The organism is Streptomyces sp. NPDC048211, from assembly GCF_043202315.1.
Lineage (GTDB): Bacteria > Actinomycetota > Actinomycetes > Streptomycetales > Streptomycetaceae > Streptomyces.
This window is the reverse complement of record NZ_JBIDAD010000001.1, coordinates 349,768-366,891: the sequence shown is the minus strand read 5'-3', so window position 1 is coordinate 366,891 and position 17,124 is coordinate 349,768. Positions and strand designations below refer to the sequence as shown.

13 protein-coding genes are annotated in these 17,124 nt (G+C 72.5%); 4 read left to right on the top strand and 9 right to left on the bottom strand.

Annotated elements, in window-relative coordinates:
• Positions 1 to 236 precede the first annotated feature (236 nt).
• Together ACGFZA_RS01740 and ACGFZA_RS01735 are read left to right on the top strand one after the other, a co-directional pair.
• Positions 237 to 1,283, top strand: a complete 1,047-nt coding sequence (locus tag ACGFZA_RS01740; RefSeq protein ID WP_393676446.1) for an NlpC/P60 family protein — start codon at positions 237 to 239, stop codon at positions 1,281 to 1,283.
• 94 nt (positions 1,284 to 1,377) lie between these two features.
• Positions 1,378 to 2,151 (top strand): GNAT family N-acetyltransferase, encoded by a 774-nt coding sequence (locus ACGFZA_RS01735; RefSeq protein WP_393676444.1) that lies wholly within the window; start codon positions 1,378 to 1,380, stop codon positions 2,149 to 2,151.
• 1 nt (position 2,152) lies between these two features.
• On the opposite strand, the gene ACGFZA_RS01730 is transcribed toward ACGFZA_RS01735, so the two are convergent.
• The gene (locus ACGFZA_RS01730; protein ID WP_136327611.1) at positions 2,153 to 2,857 is read right to left on the bottom strand and encodes a response regulator transcription factor; all 705 of its coding nucleotides are present in this window, start codon (positions 2,855 to 2,857) and stop codon (positions 2,153 to 2,155) included.
• Positions 2,841 to 4,139 (bottom strand): PspC domain-containing protein, encoded by a 1,299-nt coding sequence (locus ACGFZA_RS01725; protein ID WP_393676441.1) that lies wholly within the window; start codon positions 4,137 to 4,139, stop codon positions 2,841 to 2,843. Before ACGFZA_RS01725 ends, ACGFZA_RS01730 begins: the two co-directional genes overlap by 17 nt.
• Positions 4,140 to 4,312: 173 nt before the next feature.
• Between ACGFZA_RS01725 and ACGFZA_RS01720 the strand changes: the two genes are divergently transcribed.
• Positions 4,313 to 5,629 (top strand): PspC domain-containing protein, encoded by a 1,317-nt coding sequence (locus ACGFZA_RS01720; protein WP_393676439.1) that lies wholly within the window; start codon positions 4,313 to 4,315, stop codon positions 5,627 to 5,629.
• Positions 5,630 to 5,785: 156 nt separating this feature from the next.
• Here ACGFZA_RS01720 and ACGFZA_RS01715 read toward each other — a convergent pair whose 3' ends face one another.
• The 4 genes from ACGFZA_RS01715 to guaA form a co-directional block, all read right to left on the bottom strand.
• Positions 5,786 to 6,295 carry a DoxX family protein gene (locus ACGFZA_RS01715; RefSeq protein ID WP_385284288.1) on the bottom strand — a complete coding sequence of 170 codons (510 nt, stop codon included), beginning with the start codon at positions 6,293 to 6,295 and terminating at the stop codon, positions 5,786 to 5,788.
• Positions 6,296 to 6,530: 235 nt separating this feature from the next.
• Positions 6,531 to 7,796 carry a hypothetical protein gene (locus tag ACGFZA_RS01710; protein ID WP_393676437.1) on the bottom strand — a complete coding sequence of 422 codons (1,266 nt, stop codon included), beginning with the start codon at positions 7,794 to 7,796 and terminating at the stop codon, positions 6,531 to 6,533.
• 129 nt (positions 7,797 to 7,925) lie between these two features.
• Positions 7,926 to 8,696 carry a class II aldolase/adducin family protein gene (locus ACGFZA_RS01705; protein WP_385284282.1) on the bottom strand — a complete coding sequence of 257 codons (771 nt, stop codon included), beginning with the start codon at positions 8,694 to 8,696 and terminating at the stop codon, positions 7,926 to 7,928.
• Between the two features lie 170 nt (positions 8,697 to 8,866).
• Positions 8,867 to 10,453 (bottom strand): glutamine-hydrolyzing GMP synthase, encoded by a 1,587-nt coding sequence (gene guaA, locus ACGFZA_RS01700; RefSeq protein WP_385284279.1) that lies wholly within the window; start codon positions 10,451 to 10,453, stop codon positions 8,867 to 8,869.
• 344 nt (positions 10,454 to 10,797) lie between these two features.
• Here guaA and ACGFZA_RS01695 point away from each other — a divergent pair, with 344 nt between their 5' ends.
• A complete protein-coding gene (locus ACGFZA_RS01695; protein WP_385284276.1) occupies positions 10,798 to 11,100 on the top strand; it encodes a chorismate mutase in 303 nt (100 codons plus the stop codon).
• A gap of 400 nt (positions 11,101 to 11,500) precedes the next feature.
• Here the strand turns inward: ACGFZA_RS01695 and ACGFZA_RS01690 are convergent, their stop codons facing one another.
• From ACGFZA_RS01690 to ACGFZA_RS01680, 3 genes are all read right to left on the bottom strand, one after another.
• A complete protein-coding gene (locus ACGFZA_RS01690; RefSeq protein ID WP_393676434.1) occupies positions 11,501 to 13,246 on the bottom strand; it encodes a peptidase in 1,746 nt (581 codons plus the stop codon).
• Between the two features lie 311 nt (positions 13,247 to 13,557).
• The gene (locus ACGFZA_RS01685; RefSeq protein ID WP_385284270.1) at positions 13,558 to 15,393 is read right to left on the bottom strand and encodes a GMC oxidoreductase; all 1,836 of its coding nucleotides are present in this window, start codon (positions 15,391 to 15,393) and stop codon (positions 13,558 to 13,560) included.
• Between the two features lie 47 nt (positions 15,394 to 15,440).
• Positions 15,441 to 17,069 carry a succinic semialdehyde dehydrogenase gene (locus ACGFZA_RS01680; RefSeq protein ID WP_393676432.1) on the bottom strand — a complete coding sequence of 543 codons (1,629 nt, stop codon included), beginning with the start codon at positions 17,067 to 17,069 and terminating at the stop codon, positions 15,441 to 15,443.
• Between the last annotated feature and the right edge of the window lie 55 nt (positions 17,070 to 17,124).

The window sequence follows — 17,124 nt, the reverse complement described above, 5'->3', positions numbered from 1 at the left end:
CAACGCAACGCCAAATTAAGACAATAACCGTCATTACAACCCTTTCCCGTGTCCCGGGTTTAGCGTCCCTTCCCAGGTGGCCGGCACAGCTCCGATCCGCACCCGGACGGCGTTCCCGGTCACCCCGCCGAGGTCCCGGCGGCGGGCCGCTCCCCCTGTTGGCGGCCCCTCGCCGGGGCCGGGCGGGCCCGTCGGTAGACCCCGGCGGGCCGTCGACAGGAAGGACGCCCGCCCTCGTGGCAGCGCACCGGAAACCCAAGCAGCGCCCGTACACCGGCTCTGCTGCCCGCACAGCGGCGACGCTCGCCTTCGCCGGGGCTGCGACCGCTGCCGCGTTGCCGGGATCCGCGCACGCCGATCCGGCGCCGACCCCCGCCCAGGTCAGGGCCGAGGTGGACCGGCTGTACCGGGAGGCGGAGGTGGCCACCGAGCAGTACAACGGCGCCAGGGAGAAGGCTGCCGCCACCGCCAGGTCCGTGGACGACCTGCGCGACGAGGCAGCCCGCAGGACCGAGCGGCTCAACACCGCACGCGACGCGCTGGGTTCGTACGCCGCCGCGCAGTACCGCTCCGGCGGCATCGACCCCGCCGTGCAGCTGCTGCTCTCCTCGGACCCCGACCAGTACCTCCAGCGCGCCTCGTACGTGGACCGGGCCGGCGAGCGGCGTGCCACCGAGGTCCGCAGCGTGCGGCGCCAGGTCGCGGACGTGGCGCAGGTCCGCGCCGAGGCCGCCCGGCAGCTGACCGAGCTCGCCGCCCGCCAGGCGGCCCTGAAGGAGCACAAGGCGACGGTCCGCGCCAGACTCGCCGAGGCCCGGCAGCTGCTGGCCCGCCTCTCCCCCGCCGAGCGCGCCTCCTACGACGCCTCCGAGAGCGGCCGAGGCAGCACCCACGCCGACCGCAGCGCCCCGCGCGGCACCGCTCAGGCGCCCAACGCCCGCGCCGCCGAAGCGGTCGCCTTCGCGTACACCGCCCTGGGCAAGCCCTACGTCTGGGGCGCAACCGGCCCCTCCTCGTTCGACTGCTCCGGCCTCACCCAGGCCGCCTACCGCTCCGCGGGTGTCTCGCTCCCCCGGACCACGTACACCCAGATCGACGCCGGCCGGCGCGTCTCGCGCTCCGAACTCGCCCCCGGTGACCTGGTGTTCTTCTACTCGGGCATCAGCCACGTCGGCCTGTACATCGGCAACGGCCGGATGATCCACGCCCCGCGCCCGGGGGCGCCGGTCCGCATCGCGCCGATCGACCAGATGCCCTTCGCCGGAGCGACCCGGGTGGCATGAGAGCCACGGCCACCGAAGCCCTCGTCCGCTCCCCCTGGTGTACAGGGCGTAGGATCCCGGCTTTCGACCGCAACGGCCTTGAGGACACCCGCACATGCCCATGGACGTCGACGTCCAGAACCATGCCCGTACGCTCACGCTGCGCTCCCCGGACCACGTCCGGGTCGGCCCGTTCGTCATCCGGTACAACCCGAACTGGTCCCTGAAGTACGCCAACTACGCCCTGCCCGACCAGGGCGCGGAGCCGACGCCCGCCGAACTCGACGCGCTGGTCGCGGCCTTCCGGGAGCTGGACCGGATGCCGCGTCTGGAGTTCCTGCCCACGTGGGCACCGGCCGTCGAACCGGCGCTGCTGGAAGCCGGGTTCACGGTGGAGAACCGCGCCCCGCTGCTGGGCTGCGACCCCGCCGGGCTGCTGCCGCCCAAGCCGGTGGACGGCCTGGTGATGGCGGAGCCCGCCACGGACGCGGAGTTCGACGCCGCGGCCCTCGTCCAGCACCTGGGCTACGGCGGGACGGGCGAACCGGAGGCCGGTACGGCCCAGTGGCTGCGCACCGCCGCGGCGGACGGCGGGGTCGCCGCCCTCGCGACCCTCGACGGCACGCCTGCCGGCGCGGGCGGCTGCTCGGTCCCGGTCGACGGCCTGAGCGAGCTGGCCGGGCTCGCGGTCTCGGCGGACTTCCGCCGCCGCGGTATCGGGGCGTCCCTCTCCGCCCACCTCACGGAGACCGCGTTCGCGCGGGGCTGCCGGGTGGTGTGGCTGGAGCCGGGCGACGCCGATGTCGAACGGATCTACGCGGCCATCGGCTACCGCCGGATCGGCGAGAAGCTGAACATCTCGCTCGACCCCGAACGCGAAGGCGTCTGACTCAGACCAGCCGACGCGCCGTCGCCCACCGCGTCAGCTCGTGCCGATTGGAGAGCTGGAGCTTGCGCAGCACCGCCGAGACGTGCGACTCGACCGTCTTCACCGAGATGAACAGCTGCTTGGCGATCTCCTTGTACGCGTAGCCCCGGGCGATCAGCCGCAACACCTCGCGCTCGCGCTGGGTCAGCCGGTCGAGGTCCTCGTCGACCGGCGGCGCGTCCGTCGAGGCGAAGGCGTCCAGGACGAAGCCGGCCAGCCGGGGCGAGAACACCGCGTCGCCGTCCTGGACCCGGAAGACCGAGTCGACCAGGTCGGCGCCGGTGATGGTCTTGGTGACATAACCGCGGGCGCCGCCGCGGATCACGCCGATGACGTCCTCGGCGGCGTCCGAGACGGACAGCGCCAGGAAGCGCACCGGGTTCTCCACCGCGCCCATGAAGGGGGCGCAGCGGCGCAGCACCTCGACGCCGCCGCCGCCGGGGAGGTGGACGTCGAGCAGGACGACCTCGGGGCGGGTCGCCGTGATGACGGTGACGGCCTGGTCGACGTCGGCCGCCTCGCCGACGACCTCGACGCCGGTCTCCTCGGTGCGGCCGATCTCGGCCTGTACTCCGGTGCGGAACATCCGGTGGTCGTCGACGAGCACGACTCGTACCCGGCGCTCCGGGCCCTCGTGGCCCCCGGTCGCCTCAGTGGTCCCGTTCATCGCTCGTCCTCTCCATCTCCAGCTCGACTTCCGTGCCCCCGCCGGGCACCGAACGCAGCCGGGCGGTACCGCCGTTGCGCTGCATCCGGCCGATGATTGACTCTCGTACGCCCATTCTGTCCCCCGGTACGGAATCCAGGTCGAAACCGGGGCCCCGGTCGCGGACCGAGACGAAGACCGTGCGGCCCTCGACCTCAGCGAAGACCTGGACGGCGCCGCCCTCGCCACCGTACTTGGCGGCGTTGACCATCGCCTCGCGCGCGGCCTGCATCTGTGCGGTCAGCTTCTCGTCGAGCGGGCAGTCACCGACGACGACGACCTCCAGCGGGACGCCGTGCTTGTCCTCGACCTCGGCCGCGGCGCGTTTGACGGCCTCGGCAAGGGTCTCGGGCTCGTCGTCCTCGTCCTTGCCGGTGCCCTCGGGGTTGTACAGCCAGTTGCGCAGCTCGCGTTCCTGGGCGCGGGCCAGTCTGCGGACCTCGCCCGCGTCCTCGGCGTTGCGCTGGATCAGGGTGAGGGTGTGCAGCACCGAGTCGTGGACGTGGGCGGCGACCTCGGCGCGTTCCTGGGCCCTGATGCGCATCAGGCGTTCCTCGGAGAGGTCCTGGGTCATGCGGACGAGCCAGGGACCGGCCAGCAGGGCGATGCCGGTGAGCACGGCGATGGCCGCGGTCAGGACGTTGCCGAGCTGGGCGGCGGAGCCGCGGACGACCATGAATCCGGCGAGGCCGAGGCCGACGAGGGCGACTCCGGCCAGGCCCCGGGCCAGGTTCAGGACCCGGCGGCGGCTGCCGACCTCCATCCAGCGGGCGCGACGGGCGTTGTCGGCCTGGCGCCACACCAGGACGGAACCGGCGCCGATCAGCAGGGTGGGCCAGATGTAGCGGTCGGCCTTGCTGCCCATGTCGACGTTGCCGACGAAGATCAGGGCCCCGATGAGCAGTCCGATGAGGGCGAAGACCTGGCCCTTGTCGGGTTTGCGGAGCTTGCGGGTGCCGTCGGGGGCGGTCTCGAAGACGGAGCGCGGGCCGTCCACGCCGCCGACGCCGAGCGGGACGACGATCCAGAACACGGCGTACAGGAGCGCGCCGAGGCCGTCCGAGAAGAAGAGCCCGAGGAAGACGAAGCGGACCCAGGCGACCGGCAGCCCGAGGTGACCGGCGAGCCCGCGTGCGACGCCGCCGAGCAGCCGCCCGTCGGCGCTGCGGTACAGCTTGCGCTGGGTCGGCTCCTCCGGGTCGGGGGCGAGGGAGCTTGCGGCTCGGGGCGAGGCGGCTGGCATGACCCGATCGTCACACGTCCGTACGGGCGATGGCATCAGGGTCGGCCCCCACTTCGACCCTGAGACCGGCGGACGGCCGCGCGGGTCCCCTCAGGGTCGGCCGGCCCAATATCAGGGACCGGCCAGGGTCGGGGCGGGTGCCGGAAGGCGCCGGCGCCCGTCACCATGGAGCCATGACCGTTCCCCAGGATGCGCCGCCCGGCGTCGTACCGCCCCCCGGGCCCGTACCGCAGCTGCGCCGCAGCTCGCGGCAGAAGGTGGTGGCCGGGGTGTGCGGGGGACTCGGCCGGTACTGCAACGTCGATCCGGTGATCTTCCGGATCGTGCTCGGAGTGCTGTCCGTGACCGGTGGCCTCGGGCTGATCTTCTACGGCTTCGCGTGGCTGCTGATCCCGCTGGAGGGCGAGGAGGAGAACGAGGCCCGCCGGCTGCTGTCGGGCCGGGTCGAGGGGTCGTCGCTGATCGCGGTGCTGTGCGCGCTGATCGGCTGCGGTCTGTTCCTGTCCATGCTCGGCAACAGCGGCACGCTGGCGTTCTCCGCGATGCTCGCGCTCGCGGTCATCGGCTTCACCGTCTGGACGCAGCACCGCAGGACGGCCGATCCGCAGGAGCGGACGCATCCTGCGGCCGAGCGGGCGGTGTCGGACGCGCCGCCCGAGGTGAAGGCGCCGCCGACGCCGTCCGCGCCGTCCTGGTGGCGCGATCCGATCGTCAAGGACGGGGCGGCGGGGCAGGCCGGAGCGGACTATCTGTGGGGGCCGCAGGACGCCGTGCTGGACGGCCGGGCGCGGGACGCGCGCCGGGCGGCGGCCGATGCCCCGCGCCGCGGACCGGAGCGGTCGTGCGTGAGGGAGGAGCCGGCGTCGATCGCCGGTGCGGTCTTCCTGCTCGCGGTGCTGGCGGGCTTTCTGGGCACGCGGCTGCACTGGGACTCCCAGCCGTTCGGCACCAGCCTGCAGACCGGTCTGACCGCCGCACTCGCGGTGTTCGGCGTCGGGCTGCTGGTCAGTTCCTTCGTCGGCCGGACCGGTTTCGGCACGCTGCTGCTCGCGGTGATCACGGCGCTCCTGCTGGCGGGCGCGTCCGCGCTCCCCGACGAGATCACCGCGCACTGGGTGCGCAAGGAATGGCGGCCGGCGTCGGTCGCCGCCGTGCAGCCGCGTTACGAGGTCGGCTCCGGGGTGGCGGACCTGGACCTCACCGGGGTCGCGGTGCCGAAGGGCGGCACCCTGCGCACCCGTGTGGAAGTCGGTGCGGGCCGGGTCGTCGTGCGGGTGCCGAAGGACGTCACGGTGACGATGCACGCGCGGGCCGGTCTCGGCGACATCAACTGGCCGGGTGAAGCGCGGCAGGGTGATGTGGACGTCCGCCCCTCGCAGAACGAGCGCCGGACCCTGGCACCGGCCGCCGGTACGAAGCCGGCCGGGACACTCTCGCTCGATCTGGAAGTCGGCATCGGACAGGTGGAGGTCACCCGTGCTGCGTCATGAGTTCCGGCCCGGACGGGCCGTCGCGGGTGTGGTGATGCTGGCGCTGGCCGCCGGGTACGCGGCGGAGGCGGCCGACGCCTGGGACCCTCCGTGGGGATTCTTCATCCCTCTCCTGGTGGGCGGGTTGTGGGTGTCCGCCGTGGTGACCTGGACCGCCTACCGGATCCGCCGCCGCCGCGTCCTGAGGAAGGCGTCCGCGGAGAACGAGGCGGCCCCGCCGAGCAGCAGCGGCAGCCAGGCCATGAGGTAGATCAGGTCGTTGCCGAGGTAGTACGGCGAGACCTGCCAGCTGACGGTCAGCCACAGGCTGAGCGAGATCAGCGCCCCGCCGAGTGCCGCGATCCGGGTCCACAGGCCCAGCAGGGTGCCGATGCCGACGGCGAGTTCACCGAAGGCGATCGCGTATCCGAATCCGGAGGGGCTCTTCAGCGCGAGGTCGACGAGGGCCGGGATCGCGGCGGAGTCGCGGACGGCGGTCATCTGCTCGCCGATCGATCCCGGTCCCGTGGCGTGGAAGAAGGCGCTGTCGGTCAGCTTGTCGAGCGCGGCGTAGATGAAGGTGACCCCGAGGAAGATCCGCAGGGGCAGCAGGGCATGCTCGCGCGCCAGTTCCCCCAGGCTCCTGGCCTCACCCAGACCGCGCCCGTTCGTGCCGTACCCGTGCATCGCTTCTCCCGCCTTCCGCGGCCCCGCCGCCGGACCTCCCGGTCCGTCGGCAGAACCGTTCGACCCTCGCCGGACCGTTCGATCCTTCTCCAGACCATACGTACGCTGCGGACGCACGGCTCACCAGGTGTGCGGTCGGGTTCCTCCGCGTCGGTACCAGGGCGGCGCGCGTGCGGGTCACACGGCGGTTCCGTCGGCTTTCCTGCGCGTCGTCGCCACGGCGGTGCGGTCCGGGTCAGTCGGTCACGTCGATCGCGACGCGGTTCGACTCCGCCCCGGACGCGGTGACCACCTGGACCTCGACCACCCCGGGCTCCACCTCGACCGGCACCGGCACGGTCAGCACGGTGTCGGTCGGATTGGCGAAGCCGCCGGTGACCGGGACCATCGGGACGTGTACGTGGACGGGGCCGATCCGCACGACCATGCGGGCCAGCCGGTCCGGGGTCCCGGCGCCGGGCGGCACGAATCCCGCGCCGCGGATCTCGATGTCGTCGCCGGTCCGGATCGGCGCGTCCAGATCGCCCGCCTCGCGGGCCCGGACCACCGACAGCACCACGGGCCGCCCGCCCTCGGTGTACTTCCCGGCGAAGTAGGCCGCCGCCGACACGGCCACCAGCAGGGCGAGCCCCCACGGCAGGTCCGGCAGCTGCTCGGGCCGACGGGCGAGCCGGACGGCCGCGAACACCACGGCGACGGTGGACACCAGCACGTAACTCACATCGGTGAACCCGCCGCGCCCGGAGTCGTCGGTGAGCAGGTCGGCTGCGCGCGGCCGGTCCGCCCGCAGCTTCTGCAGCCGCCCGGACAGCACCCGTACGCTCACCACCCGCCGGACGACCACCGCGATGGCGCACACCAGCGCCAGTACGGTCACGACCCCGGCGCCGCGCGCCAGGTCCAGGCCCTCGATCAGCGCGTCGCGCTGCGCGTGGCCGGAGGCGCCCGCGAGCTGGAGGGCCAGGACGAGGACGGAGAAGACGGCGAGCAGCACCCAGGACGCGGCGACCGCGCGGGAGGTGGAGAGCCGGTTGTCCTCGCCGATCAGCGGGGCGAGCAGGCCGCCGCGTGCCCGGTGGATGTGGGCGGCCGCGGTGAGCAGGCCGGCGGTGACGAGTCCGGCGATCAGCCCGGCGGTACGGGCGTGGGTCCAGCCGGCCCCGATGGCGGTGGCGGCCTCGACGACGGCCAGCACGGCGACGGCGCCCCAGACGATGACCAGGGTGCGCTGCCACACCCGGTACAGCCAGGCGTCACCGGCCTCCCGGCCCCGGTCGGCGACGGCGCGCGCGGACTGGGTCAGCTCGTCCGAGACCCACTGCCGGGTCGCGGAGGCGGACTGGGCGACCCCGGCGGGAAGCCCCTGGCCCGCCGCGAGTTCGTCCCGCTTGGCCAGGAAGGCGGCCACCGCGCGCCGGTGCCCCTGGCGCGCTCCGTGCGGGCAGTCGCCACACGTACAGCCACCGCCGTGCGTGCCCTGTCTTGCCTCGTCCAACGCCACGGAGAGCCCCGCCCCTTTTTCCCGCCCCGGTACAGCCGTTGATCAACCCAACTCGGCTGTGATTGCTGCGAATTGTGCCGTACGGTACGGGCGGTTCCCGCATCGGGGCACACCGGGCGGGTGGGATCGTCAGAATGTTCGGGAGATCCGCTGCCAGAGCGGCTGGTAATTGATCCAGGCGACCAGGTCGCTGCCGAGCTGTTCGCGCGTGGTGACCGCGTCCCGGTGCTCGATCAGCACCGGCTTCCCGGCCGCCCGCGCGGCCAGCTGGACCTGGCAGGACCGTTCCAGCGCGAGGAACCACCAGGCCGCCGCGTCCACCGAGTCGCCCACGGTCAGCAGCCCGTGGTTGCGCAGCACGATGGCCTTGCGCGCCCCGAGCGCGGCCGCGATCCGGCGCCCCTCGTCCTCGTCCACGACGACCCCGGTGTACGCGTCGTAGAGCGCGTGGTCCTCGTAGAAGGCGCAGGCCTCCTGGGTGATCGGCTCGACGAGCTCCCCCAGCGCGGCCAGCGCCCTGCCGTGCACGGAGTGGGTGTGCGCGACCGCGACGACGTCCGGGCGGGCCCGGTGCACCTGGGCGTGGACGGCGAACGCGGCCTGGTTGACGTGCCGGCTCCCCTCGACGACCTGGCCCTCGCCGTTCACCAGGATCAGTTCGTCCGGGCGCAGCCCGTCGAAGGGGGCGCCGAAGGGGTTGACCCAGTAGCAGTCACCGAACTCGGGGTCGCGGGCCGTGATGTGCCCGGAGACGCCGTCCTCGTACCCGTATTCGCCGAACAGGCGCAGCGCCCCGGCCAGCCGTTCCTTGCGGTGGGCGCGCTCCTCCTCCACGGAGGTGTGGACGGGCGGCATGGCGAAGTGGAGCTGCTCCACGGGTACGGGTGTGGGCTCGGGCATGGCGACTCCTCGGGGCTCCCGGGCGTACGGGATCAGGCGTACGGGATCGGAAGTTACCGCCGGTCGCCCCAGGTGACCAGAGGCACAGGGCTGTGATTCGGGCCGGGAACGCGGCGATGCCGCCGCCCGTGGGTACGGACGGCGGCATCGGCGGGAATGCGCGGGTGGGATCACTCCCACTCGATCGTCCCCGGCGGCTTGCTCGTGACGTCGAGCACGACACGGTTGACGTCGGCGACCTCGTTGGTGATGCGGGTGGAGATCTTGGCGAGGGTCTCGTACGGCAGTCGCGACCAGTCCGCCGTCATGGCGTCCTCGGAGGAGACCGGGCGCAGCACGATCGGGTGACCGTAGGTGCGGCCGTCGCCCTGGACGCCGACGCTGCGGACGTCCGCGAGCAGGACCACCGGGCACTGCCAGATGTCACGGTCCAGGCCGGCCGCGGTCAGCTCCTCACGGGCGATGGCGTCGGCCTCGCGCAGCAGGTCGAGCCGCTCCTTGGTGACCTCGCCGACGATCCGGATGCCGAGGCCGGGGCCCGGGAAGGGCTGGCGCTGGACGATCTCCTCCGGCAGGCCGAGCTCCTGGCCGACCATCCGGACCTCGTCCTTGAACAGCTGGCGCAGCGGCTCGACGAGCTCGAACTCGATGTCGTCGGGGAGGCCGCCCACGTTGTGGTGGGACTTGATGTTGGCGGTGCCGGTGCCGCCGCCGGACTCGACGACGTCCGGGTAGAGCGTGCCCTGCACGAGGAAGGCGACCTCGGGGCCGTCCTCCTGGAGGATCTCCAGCTGGGCCTGCTCGAAGACGCGGATGAACTCGCGCCCGATGATCTTCCGCTTCTGCTCCGGGTCGGACACACCGGCCAGGGCGTCGAGGAAGCGCTTCTCCGCGTCGACGACCTTCAGCTTCGCACCGGTCGCGGCGACGAAGTCCTTCTCGACCTGCTCGGTCTCGCCCTTGCGCATCAGGCCGTGGTCGACGTAGACGCAGGTCAGCTGGGAGCCGATGGCCTTCTGCACGAGGGCAGCGGCGACGGCGGAGTCCACACCGCCGGAGAGGCCGCAGATGGCGCGCTTGTCGCCGACCTGGGCGCGGATCGCGGCGATCTGCTCCTCGACGACGTTGGTCGTCGTCCAGTTCGGCTCGATGCCCGCGCCGCGGTAGAGGAAGTGCTCCAGGACCTGCTGGCCGTGCGTGGAGTGCAGGACCTCCGGGTGGTACTGGACGCCGTAGAGCTTCTTCTCGTCGTTCTCGAAGGCGGCGACCGGGACGACGTCCGTGGACGCGGTGACGGTGAAGCCCTCGGGGGCGGCGGAGCAGGCGTCGCCGTGCGACATCCACACCGACTGCTCGTCCGGCGTGCCCTCGAAGAGGGTGGAGCCCGACTTGGAGACGGTGAGCGCGGTGCGGCCGTACTCGCGGGCACCGTTGTCGTCGACGGTGCCGCCGAGCGTGGTCGCCATCAGCTGGAAGCCGTAGCACATGCCGAAGACCGGGACCCCGGCCTCGAACAGCGCGCGGTCGAGCGAGGGCGCGCCCTCGGCGTACACGGACGAGGGTCCGCCGGACAGGATGATCGCCCGGGGGTTCTTGGCCAGCATCTCGGCCACCGGCATCGTGGACGGCACGATCTCGCTGTAGACCCGGGCCTCACGGACCCGTCGGGCGATGAGCTGGGCGTACTGGGCGCCGAAGTCGACAACGAGGACCACGTCGGTGGTGGTGTCGGGGGCGGCGGGGGGTGCTGCTGGCACGGGGCGGCCTTCCGGCGGTGGAGAGGGGGTCGGTTCTTCCGATTCTACCGGCGGCCGGGGACACCCCTCGTCGCACCGGAGCCGGTGGTGCGGTCGCGCGGCCGTCTCACCATCCGGGCCCGGCGTTGGCCCGGGCCCGCCGGCGGGTCCATACTGTCCCCCATGCGTCAGCACACGACCTTCGTCTTTACCTATGGCACCCGGCCCGCCGGCTGCCATGGTCGTGCTGCTTGAGCAACTGACAAGCAACGTTCCAGGCGCCCCGGGCCGACAGGCCCGGGGCGTTCTGGCGTTCCGGGCCCGGTCGGCCCTCGGGAGCCCCACCCACCCCAGGGAGACCAGCCATGAGCAGCACCACCACCGCCAGGACCGCCGCCGAGGTGACCGGCGCGCACACCGACGAGGCCGCGTCCCTGATCGCCGACGCCCGGACGCGCATCGACACCCTCGACGACCGGATCATCGGCCTCGTCCAGGAACGGATGGCGGTCTCCGCGGTCATCCAGGAGGCCCGGATGACCTCCGGCGGCCGCCGGGTGAACCTCTCCCGCGAGATGGAGATCCTGGGCCAGTACCGGGACGCGCTGGGCAAGCCCGGCACCTCCCTCGCGATGACCCTGCTGGAGCTGTGCCGCGGCCGTGTGTGACGCGCCGCAGGTCGGGCGCCCCAAGGGCGGACAGGGCTGTACGGGCGTATCCCAGTTCGGGCGGACTCTCACCCGTACGGCGCGTGACCGTGCCCCGCACGGCTTCGTTGGTCCCGGTGTCCGTGCCAGCCAGGGGCGGCTCCGGAAAGAAACCACGCGTGGCTCCGCCGGGGTGTGTGGCGTACTGCATGTACGCCGTGGGACCGCACACCGGCGTGCGTGACCGGTCGGCAGGGGACAGCAGCCCGGTCACTCGGAGAGGCCGCTCGCCGGCCTCTCCACGAACGGCCGGCTCCGGGGACGCCCGGAGCCGGCCGTTTCTCTCTTCCGGCCGATCGTTCCGGCCGGAGCGGTTCGGTCGTTCCTTCCCGGCCGCTCGTTCCGTGGGGCCGGGACCTGGTCAGCGGGTCGCGCGGCGGCGGCGGGCCGCCGTGTACAGGACGCCACCCGCAACCAGCGCGACGACAGCCGCGCCCCCGGTCATCAGTGCCGTGGAACCGGTGGAGGCCAGATCGCCCCCGGTGTCACCCTCGCCCCCGTCGCCGCCGGTGGTACCGGCCGAGGACGAGCCGGTCGAACCGGCGGAGCCGCCGGACGCGCTGCCGCCGCCCGTGGAGCCGTCGCCGGCACCGCCCGTGGCGGCCGGTCCGCCCGAGGTGGTTCCACCGGTGGTGGAGCCGGTGCCGCCCGAGGCCGCGCCCGAGTCCTTGGCGTTCAGCACCAGGGACGCGGTGTTGTTGGCGGGCTCGGGGTCGAAGGGCAGACCGGGTGCGGCCAGGTGGGTGTTGCGGACCGTCACCTTTCCGGACGCCCCCGCGACCACCTTGTCGATCTTCAGCTTGAACGGGAGGGCGAAGTCGGCGTCCTCGCGCACGGACATCGGCGTGGAGCAGAAGTAGCGCGGGGCGGCCTTCTGGTTCTCGCGGTAGTCACCGTCGGCGGTCACACCGCGGCAGGAGTCGGGCTTGCCGACGACCGTGGCGCCCGCGGGCACGGTGAGGTCCACGGTGGCGACGTCCTCGCCGGAGCGGATGTAGCCGATCCAGGCCGGACCCCGGTTACGGAATCCGACGGTCGCCTCGACCGTGGCGCCCGCGGCGCCCTCGGCCCGTGCCCCGTACGCCGCGAAGTCGGCGCTGTTGGCGGTCTGGAAGTCGACGTCCTGCTGGTTGTCGCCCGGCTCCAGGTCGGCCGAGCGCGGCGACGGGGCCTTGCGCAGGGTGAGCGTGGCGCCCTTGCCGGAGCTGTACCGCGCACCGGCCCGCTCCGCGGCGCGGGCGGCGGAGCCGTCCTCGTTGACACGGTAGAGGAAGGAGTCGTAGAACGCGTGCGGGGTGGCCTTGATGGTGGGCGGCTCGACCAGCGTGTACGTGGCGCCCGGCTCGTAGCTGCCGTCGAAGGAGCACAGGGCGGTGGTCCAGGCGCCGGGGCTGCCCATGCCCAGGTCGCTCTCGCTGTACTCGCAGTTCTCGTACCGCTCGGTGAACGCCATGCCGCGGGTGTACCGCAGGGTGAGCAGCACGCCCTCGGCCGCGCGGGTGCCGTTGTTGGTGAAGGTGACCGGCACCGGCTGGCTGTCGCCGGGCTGGAGCTTCGTCCTGAACGGGAGCCGCTTCATCGACAGGTCGGGGCCGCCGATACCGACGTGGGCGGAGAAGGGGCGGAAGGTGATTCCCTGCGCCTCGGCCGTGACCTCGATGGTCCCGGCGTCACCGTCCTTGCTGCCCTTGGCCGCGGTGAGTTCGAGGTCGGCGAAGGTGCTCAGGCCGGCGAAGACGCCCCAGTCGGTGCAGACAGCGGTCGTCCCGGTGATCCGGCAGTCGGCGCTGCCTTCCTTGCTGAACGACGCGTCCGCGATGCCTGCGATCCCGCTGAGGTCGAAGCGGACGGTGTACTCGTCGGCGAAGGTCCCGTTCTCCGGGTCCAAGGACGGATTGTCGACCGTGAAGCCGAGGGTCGCCTTCTGCGGGGCGCCCGTGGCCGGGTACGGGTGCAGCGCGGTCTCGGCGGGGCCGCCGAGGGTGAATTCGGGGGCCGCGGCCTGCGCCGGGGCGTTCAGGGCGAGAGCACAGGCGGCCAGGAGGCCGGCTGCGGCGAAACCTCCGGTGACGCGACGGAGAGCTGCTCTCGGGGGCGTGCTTCTCATCTCGGGCCCTTGGGTCGTCGGTGGCTGTGTGACCGCTGTGACAGCGGCATGGGTACGACCAAGGGCGTGCGGGGATGGTTGCGCGCTTACGGATCACGAATCGGGTACACCGCCGGACGTGATCGACCTCACACCGGAATGTCGTGGGTCAGGGGACAACCATCCGGACTCCTCGCAGGTCATGCATGGCGAACACCGGTCACCGCTGCGCGGTCGCACCGGCTACAGCGTGAGGGGCTGCACTCGGAGGGGGGTGCAGCCCCTTCTGCTGTCCGGGTCCGCCGCCCGTGCCCGCTGTCCGGGTCCGGTCGCTACTCCGACTCCGTGGCCTTCTTCGGCGGCACCGTGGGCATGCCCAGGAACGGCAGCCTCAGCGCGCCGAACGCCTCCTTCGGGACGGCCGGCGTCCGCGGCTCGACCGCGGCCAGCCGCTCGTACGCCTCCCCCGGGGCCGGGCGCAGGTCCCGCTCGCCCTTGTTGGGCCAGAAGGACATGGCGCGCTCCGCCTGCGCGGTGATCGTCAGCGACGGGTTGACGCCGAGGTTGGCGGAGACCGCGGAACCGTCGACGACCGAGATGCCCGGGTGGCCGAACAGCCGGTGGTACGGGTCGATGACCCCCTCCTCGGCACTCGCGCCGATCGGGCAGCCGCCGAGGAAGTGCGCGGTGAGCGGGGTGCCCATCAGCTCGCCGATGTTGGAGCCCGGGAAGCCGTTGATCTCCTCGGCGAGCAGCGTCGCGCTCTGCGTCGCCTCGGCGATCTGCGTCGGGTTGGGCGCGCCGTGGCCCTGCCGGGCGGTGAGCAGTCCCTTCCCTATGCCGCGGGGCTTGCGGTAGGCGGTCAGGGAGTTGTCCAGCGACTGCATGACGAGCCCGATGATGGTCCGCTCCGACCAGCGCCGGTTGGAGAGCGAGCGCATGGCGAGCGTCGGGTGCTTGGCCATGTTGCCGATCCAGCTCAGCACCCGGTGGGTGCCGTAGGGGACCTGGAGGATGGTCATGCCGCCCATCGCGTTGGATCCCCTGCCGTAGCGGACCGGTTCGATGTGGGTGTTCTCGTCGGGGTGGATCGACGAGGTGATGGCGACGCCCCGGGTGAAGTCGGCCTTGGTGCCGTGCTTCCTGCGGTAGCGGCGGTCGGAGGTCTGCGCGCCGACGAGGCCTTCGGAGTTGGTGCGGGTCAGCTCGCCGAGCCGGGCGGACATCCGGGGCAGCAGTCCCCGGTCCTTCATGGTGTGCAGCAGCGTCTGCGTGCCGTACGTGCCTGCCGCCACGACCACCTTGCGTGCGCGCAGCAGGGTGGGCTTCGCCTTCTTCCGGCGGTCGGTCGGCACGGTGGAGACGTGGTAGCCGCCCTCCGGGTCGTCCGTGACCGCGACGACGGACGTCATCGGGTGGATGACCGCCCCGGCCTTCTCGGCGAGGTGGAGGTAGTTCTCGTTGAGGGTGTTCTTCGCACCGTGGCGGCAGCCGGTCATGCACTCGCCGCACTCGGTGCACGCCTTGCGGGCCGGTCCGGCGCCGCCGAAGTACGGGTCGGCGACGGTGCCGCCGGGCTTCGCCCTCGCCGTGCCGTCGGCGTCCTCGCCGTCGCCGAAGAACACGCCGACCGGGGCGAGATGGAAGGTGTCGCCGACCCCCATGACCTCGGCGGTCGCCTTCAGATGGACGTCGGAGGGCGTCATCGTCGGGTTGAGCCGGACCCCGAGCATCCGCGTGGCCTGGTCGTAGTACGGCTTCAGCTCGTCCTGCCAGTCGGTGATGTGCGCCCACTGCCGGTCCTCGAAGAAGGGTGCCGGGGGTATGTAGAGCGTGTTGGCGTAGTTGAGCGAGCCGCCGCCGACGCCCGCTCCGGCCAGCACCATCACCTTGCCGAGCAGGTGCACGCGCTGGATGCCGAAGAGGCCGAGGGCGGGGGCCCAGAGGTAGTTCTTCAGGTCCCAGGAGTTCTTCGGCAGCGTGGCGGGGGTGAAGCGGCGGCCGGCCTCCAGGACGCCGACCCGGTAGCCCTTCTCGGACAGCCGCAGCGCCGAGACCGCGCCGCCGAAGCCCGAGCCGACGATCAGGACGTCGTAGTCGTACGCGGCGTCGTCATCGGGTCCTTCCGGGTCCATGGGCTGATTCCGGGCAGGGCTGACCTGGGACATGGCTCTCCTCGGTACGGAAAGGACAGAAATGCTGCGGTGGTGCGGGGTCAGCGCAGGCGGAACGCCTTCATCGCCTTCAGGCTGCGGCTCATGAACGCCGCGTACTTCTCGTCGTCCATCCCGAAGGACGGGGCGAGCGGCATCAGCCGCTGCTGGGCGACGGTCTGGGCCTCGGTGTACTTGAGGATGCCCTCGGAGCCGTGGCGGCGGCCGAGGCCGGATTCCTTCATGCCGCCCATCGGGGACTGGACGCTGCCGTACGCGGGGGCGTATCCCTCGTTGATGTTGACCGTGCCGGTCCGCAGCCGGGCGGCGACCTGGTGGCCGCGCCGGCCGTCCTTGGTCCACACGCTCGAATTGAGGCCGTACGGGGTGGCGTTGGCCAGGGCGACGGCCTCGTCCTCGTCGCCGAAGCGGTAGATCGAGACGACCGGTCCGAAGGTCTCCTCGTTGCAGACGGCCATCGGGGCCTCGACGCCGTCGAGAATGGTCGGCTCGTAGAACAGCGGGCCGATGTCGGGGCGGGCGACGCCGCCGGCGACGAGCGTGGCGCCCTTCTCCACGGCCTCCGCGACATGGCGGCTGACGGTCTCCAGCTGCCGCTCGCCGACGAGCGAGCCCATGTCGGCGCCGTAGGCGAGGGAGTTGCCGAGCCGCATCGCCTTCGTACGGGCCGCGAACCGGGCCACGAAGTCGTCGGCGACCGACTCGTGGACGTACAGCCGCTCGATGGAGATGCAGAGCTGGCCGGCGGAGGAGAAGCAGGCGCGGACGGCGCCGGCGGCGGCCTTCTCCACGTCGGCGTCCTTCAGGACCAGCATGGCGTTCTTGCCGCCGAGCTCCAGCGAGACGCCGACGAGCCGGGCCGCGGCACCCTGGGCGACCTCGCGGCCGGTGCGGGTGGAGCCGGTGAACGAGACGTAGTCGGCGTGCTTGACGACCTCGGGGCCGACGACGGGCCCGTCCCCGAGCACAACCTGGAAGACCTCGGCGGGCAGCCCTGCCTCGATCAGCAGGTCGCGGGCCCACAGCGCGGTCAGCGCGGTCTCCGTGTCCGGCTTCATCACCACGGCGTTGCCGGAGACGAACGCGGGCAGCGCGTCACCGACGGACAGCTCGAAGGGGTAGTTCCACGGCGCGATCTGGCCGACGACCCCGCGGGGCTGGCGCAGCTCGGTGACCTTGGTGAGGGTCGGCACGACACCGGTGTGCCGCTTCGGCTTCAGATACGCGCCGGCCCTGCGGCCGTAGTGCCGGGCGGCGACGGCGACGGCCTGCACCTCCTCGTGGGCGTGCAGCCGGGCCTTGCCGGTCTCCAGCTGGATGAGGTCGAGGACCTCCGACTGACGGTCGAGGACGAGGTCGTGGAAGCGCAGCAGCACGGCGGCCCTGGCCCGGACGGACGTCGCGGCCCAGGCGGGCTGGGCGGCGCGGGCGCGCTCGTAGGCGGTCGCCACGTCCTCGGGGGTGGACTCGGGCAGGTCGGCCAGCTTCTCGCCGGTGAAGGGGGTGTGGTTGGCCGTGCGGCCGGAGCCGACGACACCACGGGTCAGCCGGGCGATCACCTCGGGGGTCACGACATCGGCGGCCGTGCGCACGCCCGCGGGCGCGGCGGCCACCGGGTTGGTACCGACAACCGCGGCGGAGGGGGACGTGGAGGCCTGCGAGTCCGTCATGAGGGCGAGAGTACGTCGAGCCGGATGCTTTGGGTACCCGTGGGTAACAGCTTTT

Excerpts from the sequence above, each read along its gene's own strand:
- ACGFZA_RS01735 (WP_393676444.1), top strand. The coding sequence starts at position 1,378 with ATGCCCATGGACGTCGACGTCCAGAACCATGCCCGTACGCTCACGCTG.
- ACGFZA_RS01730 (WP_136327611.1), bottom strand. The coding sequence starts at position 2,857 with ATGAACGGGACCACTGAGGCGACCGGGGGCCACGAGGGCCCGGAGCGC.
- ACGFZA_RS01725 (WP_393676441.1), bottom strand. The coding sequence starts at position 4,139 with ATGCCAGCCGCCTCGCCCCGAGCCGCAAGCTCCCTCGCCCCCGACCCG.
- ACGFZA_RS01720 (WP_393676439.1), top strand. The coding sequence starts at position 4,313 with ATGACCGTTCCCCAGGATGCGCCGCCCGGCGTCGTACCGCCCCCCGGG.
- ACGFZA_RS01715 (WP_385284288.1), bottom strand. The coding sequence starts at position 6,295 with ATGCACGGGTACGGCACGAACGGGCGCGGTCTGGGTGAGGCCAGGAGC.
- ACGFZA_RS01705 (WP_385284282.1), bottom strand. The coding sequence starts at position 8,696 with ATGCCCGAGCCCACACCCGTACCCGTGGAGCAGCTCCACTTCGCCATG.
- ACGFZA_RS01695 (WP_385284276.1), top strand. The coding sequence starts at position 10,798 with ATGAGCAGCACCACCACCGCCAGGACCGCCGCCGAGGTGACCGGCGCG.
- ACGFZA_RS01690 (WP_393676434.1), bottom strand. The coding sequence starts at position 13,246 with ATGAGAAGCACGCCCCCGAGAGCAGCTCTCCGTCGCGTCACCGGAGGT.
- ACGFZA_RS01685 (WP_385284270.1), bottom strand. The coding sequence starts at position 15,393 with ATGTCCCAGGTCAGCCCTGCCCGGAATCAGCCCATGGACCCGGAAGGA.
- ACGFZA_RS01680 (WP_393676432.1), bottom strand. The coding sequence starts at position 17,069 with ATGACGGACTCGCAGGCCTCCACGTCCCCCTCCGCCGCGGTTGTCGGT.